General features: G+C 71.2%; 18 protein-coding genes and 1 tRNA gene. 15 read left to right on the top strand and 4 right to left on the bottom strand.

What is annotated here, in order from left to right; all coding sequences use genetic code 11:
- Nucleotides 1-23 precede the first annotated feature (23 nt).
- Genes EL245_RS09545 through EL245_RS09570 form a run of 6 tightly spaced genes read left to right on the top strand, consistent with a single transcriptional unit; the run spans nucleotide 24 to nucleotide 3,941 of the window.
- Nucleotides 24-413, top strand: a complete 390-nt coding sequence (locus EL245_RS09545; protein ID WP_126382922.1) for a GntR family transcriptional regulator — start codon at nucleotides 24-26, stop codon at nucleotides 411-413.
- The gene (locus tag EL245_RS09550; RefSeq protein WP_126382923.1) at nucleotides 410-1,234 is read left to right on the top strand and encodes an ABC transporter ATP-binding protein; all 825 of its coding nucleotides are present in this window, start codon (nucleotides 410-412) and stop codon (nucleotides 1,232-1,234) included. Before EL245_RS09545 ends, EL245_RS09550 begins: the two co-directional genes overlap by 4 nt.
- On the top strand, nucleotides 1,227-1,931 hold the full coding sequence (locus EL245_RS09555; protein WP_126382924.1) for an ABC-2 transporter permease: 705 nt from the start codon (nucleotides 1,227-1,229) through the stop codon (nucleotides 1,929-1,931). Before EL245_RS09550 ends, EL245_RS09555 begins: the two co-directional genes overlap by 8 nt.
- A complete protein-coding gene (locus tag EL245_RS09560) occupies nucleotides 1,928-2,626 on the top strand; it encodes an ABC-2 transporter permease (protein ID WP_126382925.1) in 699 nt (232 codons plus the stop codon). The genes EL245_RS09555 and EL245_RS09560 overlap by 4 nt, the downstream gene beginning before the upstream one ends.
- A 17-nt stretch (nucleotides 2,627-2,643) precedes the next feature.
- Nucleotides 2,644-3,288, top strand: coding sequence for a hypothetical protein (locus tag EL245_RS09565; RefSeq protein WP_126382926.1), 645 nt, complete (start codon nucleotides 2,644-2,646; stop codon nucleotides 3,286-3,288).
- 44 nt (nucleotides 3,289-3,332) lie between these two features.
- Nucleotides 3,333-3,941 carry a hypothetical protein gene (locus EL245_RS09570; protein ID WP_126382927.1) on the top strand — a complete coding sequence of 203 codons (609 nt, stop codon included), beginning with the start codon at nucleotides 3,333-3,335 and terminating at the stop codon, nucleotides 3,939-3,941.
- Between the two features lie 132 nt (nucleotides 3,942-4,073).
- On the opposite strand, the gene EL245_RS09575 is transcribed toward EL245_RS09570, so the two are convergent.
- Nucleotides 4,074-4,874: a hypothetical protein gene (locus EL245_RS09575; protein WP_126382928.1), complete on the bottom strand. Its 801-nt coding sequence runs from the start codon at nucleotides 4,872-4,874 to the stop codon at nucleotides 4,074-4,076.
- Nucleotides 4,875-5,239: 365 nt separating this feature from the next.
- Here EL245_RS09575 and tmk point away from each other — a divergent pair, with 365 nt between their 5' ends.
- From tmk to EL245_RS09590, 3 genes are all read left to right on the top strand, one after another.
- Nucleotides 5,240-5,995: a dTMP kinase gene (gene tmk / locus EL245_RS09580; RefSeq protein WP_126382929.1), complete on the top strand. Its 756-nt coding sequence runs from the start codon at nucleotides 5,240-5,242 to the stop codon at nucleotides 5,993-5,995.
- On the top strand, nucleotides 5,992-7,200 hold the full coding sequence (locus EL245_RS09585; RefSeq protein ID WP_126382930.1) for a DNA polymerase III subunit delta': 1,209 nt from the start codon (nucleotides 5,992-5,994) through the stop codon (nucleotides 7,198-7,200). The genes tmk and EL245_RS09585 overlap by 4 nt, the downstream gene beginning before the upstream one ends.
- A gap of 143 nt (nucleotides 7,201-7,343) precedes the next feature.
- On the top strand, nucleotides 7,344-8,927 hold the full coding sequence (locus tag EL245_RS09590) for an alpha/beta hydrolase (protein ID WP_126382931.1): 1,584 nt from the start codon (nucleotides 7,344-7,346) through the stop codon (nucleotides 8,925-8,927).
- A gap of 51 nt (nucleotides 8,928-8,978) precedes the next feature.
- Here EL245_RS09590 and EL245_RS09595 read toward each other — a convergent pair whose 3' ends face one another.
- Both EL245_RS09595 and EL245_RS09600 read right to left on the bottom strand, forming a co-directional pair.
- The gene (locus EL245_RS09595; protein WP_126382932.1) at nucleotides 8,979-9,989 is read right to left on the bottom strand and encodes an asparaginase; all 1,011 of its coding nucleotides are present in this window, start codon (nucleotides 9,987-9,989) and stop codon (nucleotides 8,979-8,981) included.
- 88 nt (nucleotides 9,990-10,077) lie between these two features.
- Nucleotides 10,078-11,517, bottom strand: a complete 1,440-nt coding sequence (locus tag EL245_RS09600; RefSeq protein ID WP_126382933.1) for an amino acid permease — start codon at nucleotides 11,515-11,517, stop codon at nucleotides 10,078-10,080.
- 119 nt (nucleotides 11,518-11,636) lie between these two features.
- Here EL245_RS09600 and EL245_RS09605 point away from each other — a divergent pair.
- From EL245_RS09605 to EL245_RS09615, 3 genes are all read left to right on the top strand, one after another.
- Nucleotides 11,637-11,709, top strand: a tRNA-Thr gene (locus EL245_RS09605).
- Between the two features lie 391 nt (nucleotides 11,710-12,100).
- The gene (locus EL245_RS09610) at nucleotides 12,101-12,430 is read left to right on the top strand and encodes a histone-like nucleoid-structuring protein Lsr2 (RefSeq protein WP_126382934.1); all 330 of its coding nucleotides are present in this window, start codon (nucleotides 12,101-12,103) and stop codon (nucleotides 12,428-12,430) included.
- A 104-nt stretch (nucleotides 12,431-12,534) separates the two neighbouring features.
- Nucleotides 12,535-13,272, top strand: a complete 738-nt coding sequence (locus tag EL245_RS09615; protein ID WP_126382935.1) for a phosphoglyceromutase — start codon at nucleotides 12,535-12,537, stop codon at nucleotides 13,270-13,272.
- A 165-nt stretch (nucleotides 13,273-13,437) separates the two neighbouring features.
- Here the strand turns inward: EL245_RS09615 and phoU are convergent, their stop codons facing one another.
- On the bottom strand, nucleotides 13,438-14,118 hold the full coding sequence (gene phoU, locus EL245_RS09620; protein ID WP_126382936.1) for a phosphate signaling complex protein PhoU: 681 nt from the start codon (nucleotides 14,116-14,118) through the stop codon (nucleotides 13,438-13,440).
- Nucleotides 14,119-14,284: 166 nt separating this feature from the next.
- On the opposite strand from phoU, the gene EL245_RS09625 reads away from it, so the two are divergent.
- The 3 genes from EL245_RS09625 (at nucleotide 14,285) to EL245_RS09635 (ending at nucleotide 16,888) form a co-directional block, all read left to right on the top strand.
- Nucleotides 14,285-15,586 (top strand): sensor histidine kinase, encoded by a 1,302-nt coding sequence (locus tag EL245_RS09625; RefSeq protein WP_197719403.1) that lies wholly within the window; start codon nucleotides 14,285-14,287, stop codon nucleotides 15,584-15,586.
- Complete coding sequence (locus tag EL245_RS09630; RefSeq protein WP_126382937.1) at nucleotides 15,583-16,281, top strand: response regulator transcription factor; 699 nt, start codon at nucleotides 15,583-15,585, stop codon at nucleotides 16,279-16,281. The genes EL245_RS09625 and EL245_RS09630 overlap by 4 nt, the downstream gene beginning before the upstream one ends.
- A 112-nt stretch (nucleotides 16,282-16,393) precedes the next feature.
- Complete coding sequence (locus EL245_RS09635) at nucleotides 16,394-16,888, top strand: CarD family transcriptional regulator (protein WP_126382938.1); 495 nt, start codon at nucleotides 16,394-16,396, stop codon at nucleotides 16,886-16,888.
- Nucleotides 16,889-16,902 lie beyond the last annotated feature (14 nt).

Here is a 16,902-nt window from a genome sequence, read left to right on the forward strand (position 1 = left end):
GTGCATGTGCGAAAGGAGTCGCCATGCCGCTCTCAGTCGTCCTGTCGAACACGGCGGGGGTCCCCATCTACGAGCAGATCAAGCGCCAGATCGAGGACTCGATCCTGTCGGGACGGCTCGAGGCTGATGAGCGTCTGCCCTCGATCAGGGCCCTGGCGCGCGATCTGAGGGTCAGCGTCATCACGACGACCCGCGCCTACTCCGACCTCGTCTCCGAGGGCTTCCTCGCCAACGTCCCGGGCAAGGGCTACTACGTCCTGCCCCGCGACTCCGCCTTCATCCACGAGCAGGTCCTGCGTGAGGTCGAGGAGCACCTCGGCCGCGCCGTCGAGAGGGGCCGGCTGGCCGGGCTCGGCGAGGTGGACCTGCACACCATGCTCGACACCGTCATGACCACCCTGGAGGACCAGTGAATCCCGTTGAGATCAGGCACCTGACGAAGCGCTACCCCGCCTTCGCCCTGGAGGACGTCACCTTCGACGTCGAGAAGGGGCTCGTCACCGGCTTCGTCGGCGCCAACGGATCAGGTAAGACGACGACCATCAAGGCGGTGCTCGGCATGATCCACCCCGACGCCGGCACCGCCACGACCCTGCCGCACGAGCGCATCGGCGTCGTCTTCGACTCCCCGCCCTACAACGGCGAGTGGCGCGCGCGGGACGTGGGCCTGGGCCTGGCGCCCTTCTACCCCACCTGGTCGGTCACGGACTTTGCCGCCGGGCTCGAGGAGGCCGAGATCGACCCGGCCGCCAAGGTCAAGGACCTCAGCCGCGGCAAGGGAATGCGCCTGCAGATGGTGGCCGCCCTGGCGCACAACCCCGAGCTGCTCATCCTCGACGAGCCGACCGCCGGCGTCGACCCCCTGGCCCGCTCGCAGATGGTCGACGCTCTCGCCCAGTACATGACGGTCGAGGATCACACCGTGTGGTTCTCCACCCACATCACCTCTGACCTCGACCGCCTGGCCGATCGCCTCGTCGTCCTGGACCGCGGCCGTGTCGTGGCCGCGGGCACCACCGAGGAGCTGTTGTCCTCGATGCGCGTCGTGCGGGGCACCCCCGAGCGGCTCACCGAGGAGATCCGCTCCCACGGCCTGGGGCTGCGCGCCACCGCCGTGGGATGGGAGGTCATGCTTCCCTCTGAGGCCGCGGAGGCGCTTGACGGGGTCGTCGTCGAGGAGCCGAGCATCGAGGACCTTGCCGTCCACATCGCCAAGGGGGTCGACCGTGACTGAGGCTGCTGGTGTCGTTGACGGCCCCGGTGCCACCGCGCGGCCCGCTCGGCAGGAGCCGGCGGCCCCGAGCCCCGGTCACCGGAGGCGCTCGCCGGTCCTCGCGCTGATCGGCATGGAGTTCATCGCCGTGTGGACCCCCCAGGCCCTGTGGATGGTGGCATACATGCTGATCGTGGGTGTGTCGATGTTCGTTCTCGACCTCTCCGACGCCGTCTCCGGGATTCTTCTCGGATCGATGGTCATCGTGGGGCTCAGCTCCTCCCTCCTGGAGGGGACTGACGATCGGCGGCTCCTGGCCGCGCTGCCGGTGAACCGGGCCCAGGTGGTCAACGCCTGGTGGCTCGTGGCCGGCATTGCGCTGGCGACGTTCCTGGGGCTGGTGGTCATGGAGGAGCTCGGCAAAAGGGGGTCGGTGGGGCAGGCAGAGCTGTGGATGGTCCTCGAGATCGCCGGTGGTGCAGTGGCCTTCCCGGTCTTCATGGCTCTGGCTGTGCGGGGCCCCAGGCGCTATCTCCTGTGGCTCGCCTACCTGGTCGTGAGCGTCGTGCCGGTGGCCCTGCTCTCCTTCATCGGGCCGGTCCGCCACTGGCTCGTCTCGGACTCCCCGCTGCGCTGGGCCCTCCTCGCGCCAGCAGCCCTCGTCATCGTCGTCTCGTGGTGGCTGAGCCACCGCATCTACGCAAGGCAGGACCATTGAGCGAGACCGCTGTTCCCATTGAGGGTCCTCGTTCCACCGTGCGGCCCGCTCGGCAGGAGCCGGCGGCCTCGCGCCCCGGTCACCGGGGGCGCTCGCCGGTCCTCGCGCTGCTCGGCCTGGGGCTCGCCCCCGTGCGGAGCCGTCGAGTCCTGTGGGTGCTGGGCTACGTCCTGGTCGTGTCCGTGCTGGCGCCCGTTCTCGATCTCCCCGTGGTCGCCTACGCCACGGTTGGCAGCGTGTGCCTTGTCCTCGGGTTGAGCGGCGTCCTGTGGCCGACAGCAGACAGCCGGAGGTTCTTGGCCGCGCTGCCGGTGAGCCGGGCCCAGGTGGTCAACGCCTGGTGGCTCGGGGCGGGGCTGTGGTCGACCGTCTGCCTCGGCGGGCTCGTCGTCGTGTCCTTCCTTGCGGGACAACCTGTGTGGGTGGCTCTTCTGGGCGCGGCCGTCGAGACGGTTGCGGCCTCCCTGGCCCTGCCGGTGTTCCTCGGGGGTCTGAGCCTTCGGCGCTACCTTCTGTGGTTCGGGCTGCTCGTCGTGAGCGTCGTGCCAATGGCCCTGCTCTCCTCCGTCGGACCGGTCCGGCACTGGCTCGTCTCGGACTCCCCGCTGCGCTGGGCCCTCCTCGCGCCGGCAGCCCTCGTCGTCGTCGTCTCGTGGTGGCTGAGCCACCGCATCTACGCAAGGCAGGACCATTGAGCGCCACCGTCCCAGTCGTGAGCACGCCGGCGCCGGGTGGGCGCCTCCGGCGCCCGAGGGCGCTCCTGGCACTCATCCGCCTCGACCTCATGATCCTGTCTGGTCGGGCCGCACTCGTCGGCTGTGCGGTCGTCCTCGTCGCGATCAGCGCTGCCATCGCCCTCATGCCGGACGACACGACCATGATCGGCAGTCTCATCGGTCTAGGAGGGTGCTTGGGCCTTGTGGGCCTCTTCCAGGACCTCGCCGAGAGGGAGGCGGGCAGGCGGATGCGAGCGGCCCTGCCGGTCAGCCGCCACGAGGTGCTTGACGCCTGGTGGCTCGCGGGCGGGGCGGGGTTCCTCGCGGCCACCGGTGTGTCGATGATCATCGCCTCTCTGCTGCCGGTGAACACGGCCCTGCCCGTCCCGGTCCTGGCGGTGCTCGTGGCAGCGGTCCTCGCCTCGAGCGTCCCTCTCGTGCTCGGCCGCAGGGGGACCAGTCGCGTGACGGCGATCCTGGCACTCCTCTTCGTCGAGGGCCTCGTGGCGGGATTCCTGGCCAGGGTTCTTGGCGGCCGACTGGAGACGGCTGTCCTTGCTGCCATCCTTGGGGCCGGGTTCGCGGTCGTCGTCGTCTCGTGGTGGCTGAGCCACCGCCTCTACGCAAGGCAGGACCATTGAGCTCCACACGCACTCCGAGGGAAGACGTCCCGGGGCCCGGCCGCGTGCTCCACAGCGGGGCGGACGCAGGCCTGCGCCTGGCCCTCAGGCTCGACCTCCTCGTCCTGCGCGGGCCCCATGTCCTCGGCACGTGCTGCGCCCTCCTGCTCGCCCTGGGCGGCGACCTCCTGCTCGGGAAGGTCGCCTGCACGCCGATCGCGGGCGCCGTCCTTGGCCTGGGCACCCAGGCGGGGCAGTGCGCGGTCGACCGGAACCGGGGACTGGACCGCCTCTACGCCTGCCTGCCCCTGAGCCGAAGGGAGCATGTCGCGGCGCGCTGGATCGAGGGCCTGGGCATCGTGGCCCTCGCGCTCGTGCCCACCGTCCTGGCCGCTGCCCTGACCGGGGAGTGGGACTCGCTGGCCCGCTACGGGACCTGCCTCGTCGTGTCGATAGGAGTCGGCGTGCCCGTCTTCCTGTGCCTTCCGGCGGATCCTGCGCTGCTGGCCTGGGCGATGGGAACCGGCGTGCTCATCGCAGGCCTGTACGGGATCCTTCTCGTCGTGCCGGTCACTGGCCACGTCCTCGCCTCGGGCGCCCTTGTCACCTGCCTGGTGGTCCTCGTCGGCTCCTGGGCCGTTGCGTGGTCGTGGTACGCACGCCAGGACCACTGAGACCGGGTGAGGTCGCCCTGTCCCCGGCCCTCGACACGCTGAGGCCATGACCAAGGCAGCCCACGCCCCCGGGCCGACCGATGCGCAGGGCAGGCCCGGCAGTGACCGGGGGTGTCCGGGGACCGTCCCGGCTCACCGCACCGGGTCGGCTCGGCCCGTGAACCAGCGGGTGACCGAGGAGCTGTAGACGGTCAGGAGCGAGGCGGCGCCCAGCAGGCGCGTCTCCCCAACGCTCAGCTTGAGGAGCGTGTCCGTCGGCCAGACGGCCTCGGTCTCCACGTGCGGCGCGGCCAACACGACGAGGGACATGAGGACGCACACGATGAGGCCGGGGACGACGAGAGCCCTGAGGACGGCGAGGTGGCGGCGCGAGGTGATGAGCCTGAGAGCCACGGTCCCCAGGACGAGGGCGAGGCCGGTGGTGAGCCATGCGCCCATCACGTCCAGGGGCTCGGCAGCGGAGTACTGGACCTGGATGCCGGATCGGAGCACGGTGGGCAGGCGCAGATCGGACTCGTCATAGGCGGGGCTCACCGAATTGGCGATCCGGGCTGAGACCATGGAGTACGCCGCGATGGTCACGATGAAGGCCGAGAAACCGGCAAGAAGCACGACACCAGCCGGAGGATCGCACCGCCGCGCGCACTCGAGCGCCGCCATGACCCCGCAGGCGATCATGAGACAGCCCTGGTACAGCTCGCACCACTCGACGGGCGTGATCCCATCCGTGGACAGGCTGCTGTCCAGACCGGCCCTGACCAGGTCGGAGACCCAGGGGACGACCTGGTCCAGCCCGAGGATCCCCAGAGCGACTACCCACGACGGGGTGCTGCGCCGGATGGCCTGTCCGACGGCGCAGCTCGTGATGACGACGAGGGGGCGTGCAGGACCAGGAGAAACAGGATCACGGGCGGCTGGACGATGAGGTACCACTCCGGCCCCAGCTCCTTGACGAAGGTGACGAGGGTGATGAGGACGGAGGCCACAGCGGTCAGCGCCACCATGACCTGCAGGGCGCTCAGGTTTGTGCGCGAGGCCCTCGGCGGTGTGGCGGGGACGAGACGGTTGATGGACGTATCGGGCTGCGCAGGGTCGCGGACGTCGCTCGATGGTGGACGCCGAGGCAAGTGGCCGGACGGAGACATGCCATGATCCTCCTTCGTCCTCGATGAGTAGGTCCAGGAACAGAGCATGAAGGCACGGGGTGAGTACTGCCCATCCCGGCCAGTCCCTGCGCCCAGAGCGCGGCACCGCGGCGTCGGGGGCGGGGCGCCACCGCCGCCCGATACGCTGGAGCCGTGACCCACGTACCTCACGACCCCCGGACCGCTTCCGCCGGGTACCCGGGCGTCCTCATCTCCTTCGAGGGGGGTGACGGCGTGGGCAAGACGACCCAGATCCGTATCCTCGCCGACCTCCTGGCGGCCGCGGGGGTCGACCACCTCCTGACCCGCGAGCCGGGGGGCACACGTCTGGGCGCCTCGATCCGCGAGCTGCTCCTGCACGGGGAGGAGGTCTGCGCGCGCGCCGAGGCGCTCCTGTACGCCGCCGACCGGGCCCACCACGCCGCCACGCTCATCCGTCCCGCCCTCGAGCGCGGGGCGGTCGTCCTGACCGACCGCTACCTCGACTCCTCGATCGCCTACCAGGGGGCGGCCCGGTCGCTGGGGCCCGAGGACGTTCGCTCCCTGTCCCTGTGGGCGACCGACGGCCTTGTGCCCGACCTGACGATCCTGCTCGACGCCGACCCTGCCCTGGCCGCACAGCGCACGGCGGCCCGTGGCGCGACGGACCGGCTCGAACGCGAGCCCGACGCCTTCCACAGCTCCCTGCGCACCGCCTTCCTCGACCTGGCCGCCTCCGAGCCCGCCCGCTTCGTCGTCATCGACGCCGACCGTCCCGTCGACCAGGTCGCCGACGAGGTCATCGAGGCCGCCGTCGGTGCCGTGCGCGCCCACGGGGCCCGTCTGACCTCCGGCGCCCGCCAGAGCGTGCTCATGGGACTGGAGGCCTTCGTCGCCGCCGCCGACGCCCACCGCAGGAGGGGCCGATGAGCGTGTGGGCCGACGTCGTCGGCCAGGAGGCCGTCGTCGCCGTCTTCGAGGCCGCCGCCCGCAGCGCCCGCCACGAGGCGCAGCGGCGCGCTGACGGGGTCCGGCCGGAGCCGGGTCGCGCCGCGGGGGCTGGCTCCGCGATGAGCCACGCCTGGCTGGTCACCGGCCCGCCGGGCTCGGGCCGGTCGACCGCCGCGCGGGCCTTCGCGGCCAGCCTCCAGTGCACGGGGCCGGAACCCGGCTGCGGGAGCTGCAAGCCCTGCCGGGAGGTCATGGACGGCAGCCACCCCGATGTCGTGCGCCTGGCCACCGACAAGCTCCTCATCACGATGGAGGAGGTCAAGGGGCTCATCGGGGAGGCACAGCGACGTCCCTGGTCGGGGCGCTGGCGCGTCATCCTCGTCGAGGACGCCGACAGGATGGTCGAGCGGACCACCAACGTGCTCCTCAAGTCGATCGAGGAGCCGCCCCCGCAGACGGTGTGGATCCTGTGCACGCCCAGCGCCGAGGACGTCCTGCCCACGATCCGCTCCCGCTGCCGCCTCGTCACCCTGCGCGTGCCGCCGGCCGAGGCCGTCGCCGAGCTGCTCGTGCGGCGCGACGGCGCCGATCCTGCCCTGGCCGCCAGGGCGGCCCGCGCGAGCCAGTCCCACATCGGCCTGGCCAGGCACCTGGCCACCGACCCCGGAGCCTGGCAGCGGCGCCGACGGCTCCTGGAGGCCCCGGTCTCGCTGCGCAGCGTCGGGGACGCCGTCCTGGCGGCAGCCGAGCTTGTTGAGGCCGCCCAGGCCGAGGCTGACGAGGCCACCGCCGAGCGCGACGCGGCGGAGAAGGCCGCCCTCCTGCGGGCACTGGGCCTCGAGGGTGACAGCCGGGTCCCCCCGGCCCTGCGCGCCCAGGTGCGTCAGCTCGAGGAGGACCACAAGCGTCGCGCCCGCCGGGCCCGCACCGACGTCCTCGACCGGGCGATGATCGACCTGCTGTCCTTCTACCGCGACGTCCTGGCCACCCAGATGGGCGCCGACGTCGACCGGGTCAACGTCGACATGTCCCAGGACGTCGACCAGGTCGCCCGCTCCACCGGGGCGGCGCAGTCCCTCAGCCGTATCGCCGCCATCGAGCAGTGCCGCGCGCGCCTGCGCTCCAACGTCGCCCCGCTACTCGCCGTCGAGTCCCTCATGGTCCAGCTGCGGCCCCAGGCCTGACCGCCTGCCCGCCAGAGGGAGCACGGGGGCGCGCGGGGCCGCCGGTGAGGGTGAGGGGTCCTCCTCTCCTCGCAGGAGATGACGGGTGCCCCTCCCCCCGCAGGAGGAGCGCCGGGCACCGCTCTGGCACGTAGGCTGCGCACGTGAGCACTGTCAACCGTCTTCGACGGCGTCGCCCCGCAGGCGCCGCCGTCGCCCTCGTCCTGGTCCTCGTGGCCTCAGCCTGTGCAGGCACCTCGAGCACGGAGGCCTCGCCCTCGCCCGCGCAGGCCTCCGCCACCCCGGTGGTGCCCGAGGGCCTCGAGACCTACTACGACCAGGAGATCTCCTGGCAGTCCTGCGAGGGCGAGCAGGGTGAGTTCGAGTGCGCTCGGATCACGGTGCCCCTCGACTACGACGACCCCGACGGGCAGACGATCGAGATCGCCCTCAAGAAGCGCCTGGCTGACGGCACCGCCATCGGGGACCTCGTCATCAACCCCGGTGGGCCGGGAGGCTCAGGCATCGAGCTCGTCGACTCCCTCGAGGGCTACTTCTCCGACGCGCTGCTCGACTCCTACGACGTCGTGGGATTCGACCCGCGCGGCGTCGGCGAGTCCACCGCGGTGGAGTGCCTGACCGACGCCGAGCTCGACGAGGACCGCGCCGCCGACGACACCTTCGCGCAGGACGCCACCGAGGAGGAGATCCAGGCGGAGGTCGCCCAGTCGGCCCAGTGGTACTCCGCCAGGTGCGCCGCCAACACGACGACACCGGGCCTGCTCGAGAACATCGACACGATCTCCGCGGCACGGGACCTCGACGTCCTGCGCGCGGCCCTCGACGAGGAGGTGCTCACCTACCTCGGCTACTCCTACGGAACCTACCTCGGGGCCACCTACGCCGAGCTCTTCCCGGCCAACGTCGGCAGGATGGTGCTTGACGGGGGCGTCGACCCGAGCCTGAGCTCCGCTCAGATGGTCCTGGGGCAGGCCGAGGGCTTTGAGGCGGCCCTGCGCGCCTTCGTCGAGGACTGCCAGAGCGGGGACAGCTGCCCCCTGTCCGGCGACGTCGACTCCGGGGTCGAGCAGGTGCGTGACTTCCTCGAGTCCACGCGCACGGCGCCGGTGCCGACCTCCGACCCGCAGCGCCCGCTGACCGCCAGCCTGGCCGCGGACGCCATCATCGGCGTCATGTACCAGTCCGAGTCCTGGGGGGTGCTCGCCGACGCGCTCGACCAGGCCATGCTCCAGGACGACGGCTCGATGCTCCTGAGCATCGCCGACATCTTCGCCTCCCGCAACGACGACGGGACGTACACGGGCAACGGCGACGAGGCCATCGCCGCGATCAACTGCCTCGACTACCCGGTCGAGGGCGATCCCCAGGTCTGGGCGGCCGAGGCCGACCAGGTCGAGGCGGCCTCGCCCACCTTCGGTGACGCCCTGGCCTACTCCGACCTGTACTGCCAGGGATGGGGCGCGCAGTCGACCCGTGAGCGCGCTGAGCTCCACGCCGCCGGGGCCGCCCCGATCCTCGTCGTCGGCACGACAGGAGACCCGGCCACCCCGTACGACTGGTCGGTGTCGCTGGCCGACCAGCTCGACTCCGGACAGCTGCTCACCTGGGAGGGAGACGGCCACACCGCCTACGGCCGGGCCGGCCAGTGCGTCACCGAGGCCGTCGACACCTACCTGCTGGCGGGGATCATGCCCGAGGAGGGGCTGACCTGCGGCACCACGGAGTAGGAGGAGCAGGACCAGCCCCCGGTCCCGGGGCCCCGCGCCGGGGTCCCGGGCTCAGGGGGCGGCGGAGGGGCTCAGCTCCCCGGCGATCGAGCGACCCACCCAGCTCGCCAGCTCCTGACCGTGCAGGCCCTGGCTGAGCAGGAACTGGACCTTGGCGTAGGTCGCCTCCAGGGTCATGTCCGCGCTGCCCACGGCGCCGAGGCGAGCGAGCGCGTCCCCGGCCTCGTAGTGGCCGAGCAGGACCTGCGCCTGCTGGCACTGGGAGGCGACGACGACCGCGGTCCCGGCCTCGACGAGGGAGCCCAGCACGTCAGTGAGCCCCGGCTCGGCGCTGGGGACGTTGCCCACGCCGAAGGCGCGCAGCACAACGGCCTCGGGAGCGGGGGACAACAGGGAGCGCAGGCGCTCGGTGCTGATCCCGGGCGCGAGGTCAAGCACGACGACGTCGTGCCGGCGGTAGGGCTCAGGCCCCTGCCAGCCCTCGCCGGGCTGCGGCGCGGTCGCCCACATCCACGGGGCGCCGGCCGTCGCCAGCGGCGGCGCGCACGGTGAGGTGAAGCCCTCGAAGGCCCACGAGCTCGTCTTCGTCGCCCGGTTGCCCGCCAGGAGGCGCTGGCCGAAGAAGAGGCCCACACCCCGCATGCGGCCCGAGGTGGCGGCGCACAGGGCGCCGGTGACGTTGCCGGCCGCGTCCGAGCCGACCACCCCCAGGGGCAGCTGGGAGCCGGTGACGACGACCGGGGCGGCCAGGTCGGTCAGCGCGTAGGACAGCGCCGCGGTCGTGTAGGCCATCGTGTCGGTGCCGTGGAGGACGACGAAGGCCTGCGCCTCCGTCCGGCTGCGCAGGTCCTCGATGATCGCCTGCCAGGACTCGGGCGTGGCGTTGGAGGAGTCGATGAGCGGGTCGAGCGACGTCACCGTCACCTCCAGGGGATCCCCCTGGCCCCCGGCACCGGGGAGCACGCCCGTGAGCCATCCGTGGAGGTCCGCCCCGGGGACCAGGCCCCGGGGGGAGCTGACCATGCCGATCGTGCCGCCTGCGTACGTGAGATGGACGCGCATGCGCCCAGCCTACGCGGGGACCTGCGCCGCGCGCCGCCCTCGGACGGCTCCCGGGGCGCGGGCGCCCGACCCGGGGGTCACCCGGGGGTCACTCGGCGTCGACGATCTCGTCGAGCAGGTCGGAGCGGATCGACCCGCGCACGGCGTACCAGCCCGCGACCATGAGGAGCACGACGACGGCGAACAGTCCCAGCGTCCAGCGCCCGGCCGAGGAGCTGACGTTGGACACGACGACGACGGCGAAGAAGAGAAGCGCGGCGTAGTTGGAGTACGGTGCCAGCGGCATGCGGTAGGCCGGGCGGGTCTCCAGGCCGTGCCCGACCCGACGCAGGAAGGCGAGGTGGGTGACCAGGATGGCCGCCCAGGTGCCGGCGATGCCGATGCCCGCGAGGTTCATGACGATCTCGAAGGCGCTGTCGGGCAGGAAGGCGTTGAGCAGCACGCCGAGCAGGCCCAGCGCCGAGGTGATGATGATGCCGCCGGCCGGCACCTGGTTTCGGTTGAGCGAGGCGGCCATGCGCGGAGCCTCACCGGCTACCGCCATCGAGCGCAGCGTCCGGCCGGTTGCGTACAGTCCGGCGTTGAGGGAGGACATGGCCGCGGTGAGCACGACGACCTGGATGATGTCCCCGGCGTGGGGGATACCGATGCCTGCGAAGAAGGTGACGAAGGGAGACTCGTTGGAGGAGTAGGCGGTGTAGGGCAGCACGAGGGTCATGAGGATGACCGAGCCGACGTAGAACACGAAGATACGCAGGATCATCGAGTTGATGGCCTTGGGCAGGACCTTGACGGCATCGGCCGCCTCCCCGGCCGCCACTCCGACCATCTCGGTGCCGCCGAAGGCGAAGATGACCCCGAGGGTGAGCATGAAGACGATCGGCAGGCCCTCGGGGAAGAAGCCCCCGTTGTCGGTGATGTTGTGGGCGCCTGCCGTCGAGTCCCCGACAGGGGCCCCGGTGAGGATCGCCCAGATCGCGACGAGCATGAACAGCACGATCGCGGCCACCTTGATGAGAGCGAACCAGAACTCGGCCTCGCCGAACATCTTGACGTTGAGCATGTTGAGGACGAAGACGAGCGCGAGAGCCGCCAGCGCCAGGATCCATTGCGGGACGACGTGGAAGGCGCTCCAGTAGTGCAGGTAGAGGGCGACCGCGGTGATGTCGGCCATGACGGTGACCGACCAGTCCAGGAAGAAGAACCAGCCGGTCACGTAGGCGCCCTTCTCCCCGAGGAACTCCCGGGCGTAGGACACGAAGGCGCCCGAGGACGGGCGCCGGATCGCGAGCTCTCCCAGGGCCCGGACCATGAAGAAGGCGAACACCCCGCACACGGCGTAGGCGAGGGCCAGGCCCGCGCCGCCCTGGGACAGGCGGCCTCCCGCCCCGAGGAACAGGCCGGTCCCGATCGACCCGCCGATGGCGATCATCTGGATGTGGCGGTTCTTGAGGGCCTTGTCGTATCCGGCGTCACCCCGGTCCGTGACGGTGGGGGAGTGCGTGGGAGGGGGGTTGTGCTCGGTCATCGGTGACCTCCGTACAGGGGCGGTATGTGCTGTGTCCAGGACCACGGGCGTGAGCGGCTCGGCTGGTTTGCGCCACGAGATGCCGGGGGGTAGCGTATCTCCTGCTGCCTGCGCAGCGCGCCACCTTAGCTCAGTCGGCAGAGCGATTCACTCGTAATGAATAGGTCGTGGGTTCGATTCCCACAGGTGGCTCGACCGGCCCCGAACCGCGTGGTTCGGGGCCATGCGTGTCTCTGTGGGTCTCTCTGTAGGACTCTCTGCGAGTCTCGCCGTGAGTCTCTGCGCGTCTCTACGTGTCGCGGTGCGCCTCTGTTCGTCCTGGTGTCTCTCTGCGCGCTCCTGCGGGACTGGGTGCGCGTGAGCCGGCGGGAACCGGTGCCGCAGGGATGTCGGTGATCGACGTGGTCGCGTCCACGACGTCCTCGTCACCGCCTCGCCGCCACTCAACCTGAGGATCCCCTGGGTGAGTGCGCCCGGAATGCCTCGAATCCTTGCGTCGGTGAAGAATAACGTTTACCGTGTTTGCCACGAACGATTCCGCGGCCAGCGCGGGGTCCCCTAAACGTGACAGAGGAAGAGGATCATGGCGCAGAAGACGCAGATCATTCTTGTAGACGACATCGACAACTCCGAGGCGACCCAGACGGTCACCTTCGCCCTCGACGGCGTCACGTACGAGATCGATCTCAACGACGAGCACGCGGCGGCGCTGCGCGAGTCGGTCGAGGAGTGGGCGGCAAAGGCTCGCCGTATCTCCGGGCGCAGGACCACCCGCCGCCGTGGGGGCGCCTCTCGCGCCTCCTCGGGCGAGACCCAGAAGATTCGTGAGTGGGCGCGTGCCAACGGCCACGAGGTCTCCGACCGCGGACGGATCTCGGCCCCGATCCGCGAGGCCTACTACGCCGCTCAGTGAGCCCGCTGTGAGACCGGGCCCCCACGGGCTCGGGGTGCCAGGCCCCTGACGTCTAGGACGTCAGGGGCCTGGTGGCGTCCGCCCGGTGCTGGCAGGATAGGACCATGGCTTACACCCTTGTGCTGCTCCGCCACGGCGAGAGCGAATGGAATGCGAAGAACCTCTTCACCGGCTGGGTCGACGTCCCCCTGTCGGAGAAGGGCCGGGCCGAGGCGGTCCGCGGCGGCGAGCTCCTCAAGGAGGCGGGCGTCCTGCCCGACACGCTCTTCACCTCGATGCTGCGCCGGGCCATCATGACCGCCAACCTGTCCCTGGACGCCGCCGACCGCCACTGGATCCCCGTCACCCGCCACTGGCGCCTCAACGAGCGCCACTACGGCGCCCTCCAGGGCAAGAACAAGAAGCAGACCCGCGACGAGTACGGCGACGAGCAGTTCATGCTCTGGCGCCGCTCCTACGACGTCCCCCCGCCGCCCATCGAGCTGGGCAGCGAGTTCTCCCAGGACGCCGACCCGCGCTACGCGGGCGAGCCGATCCCCGCCACGGAGTGCCTCAAGGACGTCCTCGACCGGCTCCTGCCCTACTGGGAGGACACGATCGTCCCCGAGATCAAGACCGGCCGCACCGTCATGATCGCCGCCCACGGCAACTCCCTGCGCGCCATCGTCAAGCACCTGGACGAGATCTCCGACGACGACATCGCCGGGGTCAACATCCCCACGGGCATCCCGCTGGTCTACGAGCTCGACGAGGAGACCCTCAAGCCGGTCACCAAGGGCGGGCGCTACCTCGACCCGGAGGCCGAGGCGAAGATCGCCGCCGTCGCCAACCAGGGCAAGTAAGCAGCTGGGGCACCGCCGCGCGCGGAGGGCCCCGACCCACGAGGAGGTCCCCGCCCCCAGGCCGATCGAGGCAGGGGCGGGGACCTCGCCGTGAGCCGCCGGGTGCCGGCAGGCACGGGCGGCCGGGGCTGCTCCCCCGGTCCCCGGCCGCCTCCGGTGAGGTCGTCAGTGGAGGGCGTCGGCGTCCTCGTCGTCGTGCGTGCCCGGCAGGGCCGCCCCGGACACGAGGTAGGCCATCCTGCGGGCCACGGAGGTCGAGTGGTCGCCGAAGCGCTCGAGGAAGCGGCCCATGAGGACCGCGTCGATGACCTGCTGACGCGTCAGCTCGTTGGCGGGGTCGAGGATCATCTGGAAGGACTGGCGGTGCAGGGCGTCGAGCTCGGCGTCGTTGCGCTCGATCGTGGCGGCCAGCTCCAGGTCCCTGGTCTCGACCAGCTCGGCCACGTCCCGCCCCGCACGCACCGCCGCCTCGGCCATCGTGATGATGAGTCCCAGGACCGGCTCGGGCACGGGCGCCTCGGGGTAGCGCCCTCGGGCGATCGTGGCCACGTGGCGGGCCAGGTCTCCCTGGCGCTCGAGGGTCTGTGCCATGCGCAGCGCGGACAGGACGTTGCGCAGGTCCCCGGCCACGGGCTGCTGGCGGGCCAGGAGCATGACGCACATGTCGTCGATGTCCCGCTGGAGGTCGTTGATGCGCTCGTCGGCGTCGATGACCTGCTCGGCGACGATGATGTCGCCGTTGCGCAGGGACTCGGCCGCCCGCTCGATCGCGGTGGCGACCTGCGCCGCCATGGAGGTCAGGTCCGAGCCCAGCTGCCTGAGCTCCTGGTTGAAGATGTCGCGCACGAAAGTGGCTCCTCACTATGGTTCCGGGGCGCCCGGAGGGCTGCGAGCGGGCAGGGCGCGCCTGAGCAGGCCGCCCCGCAGGCACCATGGTGGGGCCTCAAGGTGAACGGCGGGCGAAGCCGCACCGGGTTCGCCCTCGCAGGGCGCACCCCCCTACCCTGGTGGCGTGGACTCCCTGTGGCTGCTGCTCGTCACCGCCCTCGCGGGCCTCGTCGTGGGCACCTCGGCGGGACTCGCCTTCGGGCGCTCGATGCGCGGTGCGGGACCGGTGGGTGCCGCACCGGGCTCGACCCTGGAGTCCGACGGCGTCGTGCCGGTCCTGGCGGCCCTGCGCTCGACGGTGGTCGTCCTGGACGACGACGACGAGGTCCTGCGCGCCTCGGCCGCGGCCTACACCTTCAACATCGTGCGCGACGACGAGGTCTGCGAGCCCCAGGTGGCCGAGATGGTGGCCCGCGTGCGCGCCACGGGGCAGGCCCAGGACGCCGAGATCGCCGTGGCCAGGGGGCGGGTCGAGGGAGCCGGCCAGTTCTACCTGCGGGTGCGGGTCGCCCGGATCGCCCGGGGCAGGGTCCTCGTGCTCATCGAGGACCGCACGGCCGCCAAGCGCGTCGAGGACATGCGGCGTGACTTCGTCGTCAACGTCTCCCACGAGCTCAAGACGCCTGTCGGGGCGATCGCCCTGCTGGCTGAGACGGTCCAGGACAACGTCGAGGACGCCGAGCTCGTGCGCGACTACAGCGCCCGGGTGCGCAAGGAGACCGCGCGCCTGGAGGTGCTGGTCCAGGAGATCATCGAGCTCTCCCGCCTCCAGGACGGAGACGCCCTCGTCGAGCCCGAGGAGGTCGAGCTCGACGTGGTGGTCGCCGAGTCCCTCGACCGCGTGCGCGTCGAGGCCGAGGCCAAGGAGGTCCGGCTCGTGTCCGGGGGCACCCCCGGGCTCTACGTCCTGGGTGACGCCTCCCTCATCGCCACGGCCGTGCGCAACCTGCTCGACAACGCCATCCGCTACTCCGACCCCCGCACCCGGGTGAGCGTCGGCGTCGGCGTCGACCCGTCTGACCCCGAGCTCGTGCGCATCGCCGTGGTCGACCAGGGCATCGGCATCGCCAAGGAGGCCCAGGAACGCGTCTTCGAGCGCTTCTACCGGGTCGACAAGGCGCGTTCGCGGGCCACCGGCGGCACCGGACTGGGCCTGAGCATCGTCAAGCACGTCGCCGCCGACCACGGGGGGACCGTGGAGCTGTGGTCGACCCCCGGGCGGGGCTCGACCTTCACCCTCGTCCTGCCGCGCCACCGGATCGAGGGTCCCGGGGCGCAGGCCGATCCCGAGCCCTCCCCGCAGGCACGCTCCGCGGTGGCCTCCGGCGCGGCCGGCGCCGCCTTCGCCGCTATCGCGGCGATCTCCCCGGTCTCCGGCCCGCAGGCTCCTGAGGGCGCCGACCCACGACAAGGAGAACAGCCATGACACGTATCCTGCTCGTCGAGGACGAGGAGAACTTCCGCGAGCCCCTCGCCTTCAACCTGCGCCGGGACGGCTTCGAGGTGATCGAGGCCGAGGACGGCGCGGTGGCCATCGAGCACGTCAACGCGGCGGGCGCCTCCGGCGGGGCCGCCATCGACCTCGTCCTGCTCGACCTCATGCTGCCCCGGGTCTCGGGCTCCGAGGTCTGCCGCCGCATCCGCGCACGCTCCCAGGTGCCGGTCATCATGCTCACGGCCAAGGACTCCGAGGTCGACAAGATCGTCGGCCTCGAGATCGGCGCGGACGACTACGTGACCAAGCCCTACTCCTACCGCGAGCTCGTGGCCCGTGTCCACGCCGTCCTGCGTCGCAGCCGGGACGAGGCCCCGTCCCAGCCGGTGCTCAGCGTGGGCAGGGTGACCATGGACGTCGAACGTCACGAGGTCCGTGTCGAGGACCGGGCGGTGTCCATGCCGCTGCGCGAGTTCGAGCTCCTCGAGCTGTTCCTGCGCAACCCGGACCGGGTGCTTACCCGCGGCCAGATCATCGACCGGGTGTGGGGGGCGGACTACGTGGGGGACACCAAGACCCTCGACGTCCACGTCAAGCGGATCCGCGCCAAGATCGAGGTCGAGCCGGGGTCCCCCACCATGCTCGTCACGGTGCGGGGCCTGGGCTACAAGCTCGTCTCCGGATGAGGCCCCCGGCCTCGTCCCCGCGGTGCGGGTTGTGAGGTACCTCCCCAGTTCCGGTGCCTGCAACCCCTGATAAACTGGGCACTCCCCACAACCTTCTGGAGTGACGCTAGGTATGACCTTCGAAGTCGGAGAGACCGTCGTTTATCCTCACCACGGCGCTGCCAGGATCATCGACATCCGACAGCGTCGTGTCCGCGGCGAGGAGAAGACCTACCTGCAGCTCGAGGTCGCTCAAGGGGATTTGACGATTCTCGTCCCGGCGGACAGCGTCGACCTCATCGGCGTGCGTGACGTCGTCGACGAGCACGGCCTCCAGCGCGTCTTCGACGTCCTGCGCGCCCCGCTGACCGAGGAGCCCACGAACTGGTCGCGTCGTTTCAAGGCCAACCAGGAGAAGATCGCCTCGGGCGACGTCATCAAGGTCGCCGAGGTCGTGCGCGACCTGTCCCGTCGTGACACCGACCGCGGCCTCTCGGCGGGGGAGAAGCGCATGCTGTCCAAGGCCCGACAGATCCTCGTCTCCGAGCTGGCGCTCGCCCAGAAGACCGCCGAGGAGGAGGCCGAGTCCACCCTCGACGAGGTCCTCGGCTCCGGAACCGCGGCCTGAGCCCGCCCCGTACC

Source organism: Actinomyces howellii, from assembly GCF_900637165.1.
Taxonomy (GTDB): Bacteria; Actinomycetota; Actinomycetes; order Actinomycetales; family Actinomycetaceae; genus Actinomyces; species Actinomyces howellii.

Bases quoted from the DNA above. Each gene is read 5' to 3' on its own strand.
- EL245_RS09545 (WP_126382922.1), top strand. From the start codon at position 24: ATGCCGCTCTCAGTCGTCCTGTCGAACACGGCGGGGGTCCCCATCTAC.
- EL245_RS09585 (WP_126382930.1), top strand. From the start codon at position 5,992: ATGAGCGTGTGGGCCGACGTCGTCGGCCAGGAGGCCGTCGTCGCCGTC.
- EL245_RS09595 (WP_126382932.1), bottom strand. From the start codon at position 9,989: ATGCGCGTCCATCTCACGTACGCAGGCGGCACGATCGGCATGGTCAGC.
- EL245_RS09600 (WP_126382933.1), bottom strand. From the start codon at position 11,517: ATGACCGAGCACAACCCCCCTCCCACGCACTCCCCCACCGTCACGGAC.
- EL245_RS09610 (WP_126382934.1), top strand. From the start codon at position 12,101: ATGGCGCAGAAGACGCAGATCATTCTTGTAGACGACATCGACAACTCC.
- EL245_RS09615 (WP_126382935.1), top strand. From the start codon at position 12,535: ATGGCTTACACCCTTGTGCTGCTCCGCCACGGCGAGAGCGAATGGAAT.
- EL245_RS09630 (WP_126382937.1), top strand. From the start codon at position 15,583: ATGACACGTATCCTGCTCGTCGAGGACGAGGAGAACTTCCGCGAGCCC.
- EL245_RS09635 (WP_126382938.1), top strand. From the start codon at position 16,394: ATGACCTTCGAAGTCGGAGAGACCGTCGTTTATCCTCACCACGGCGCT.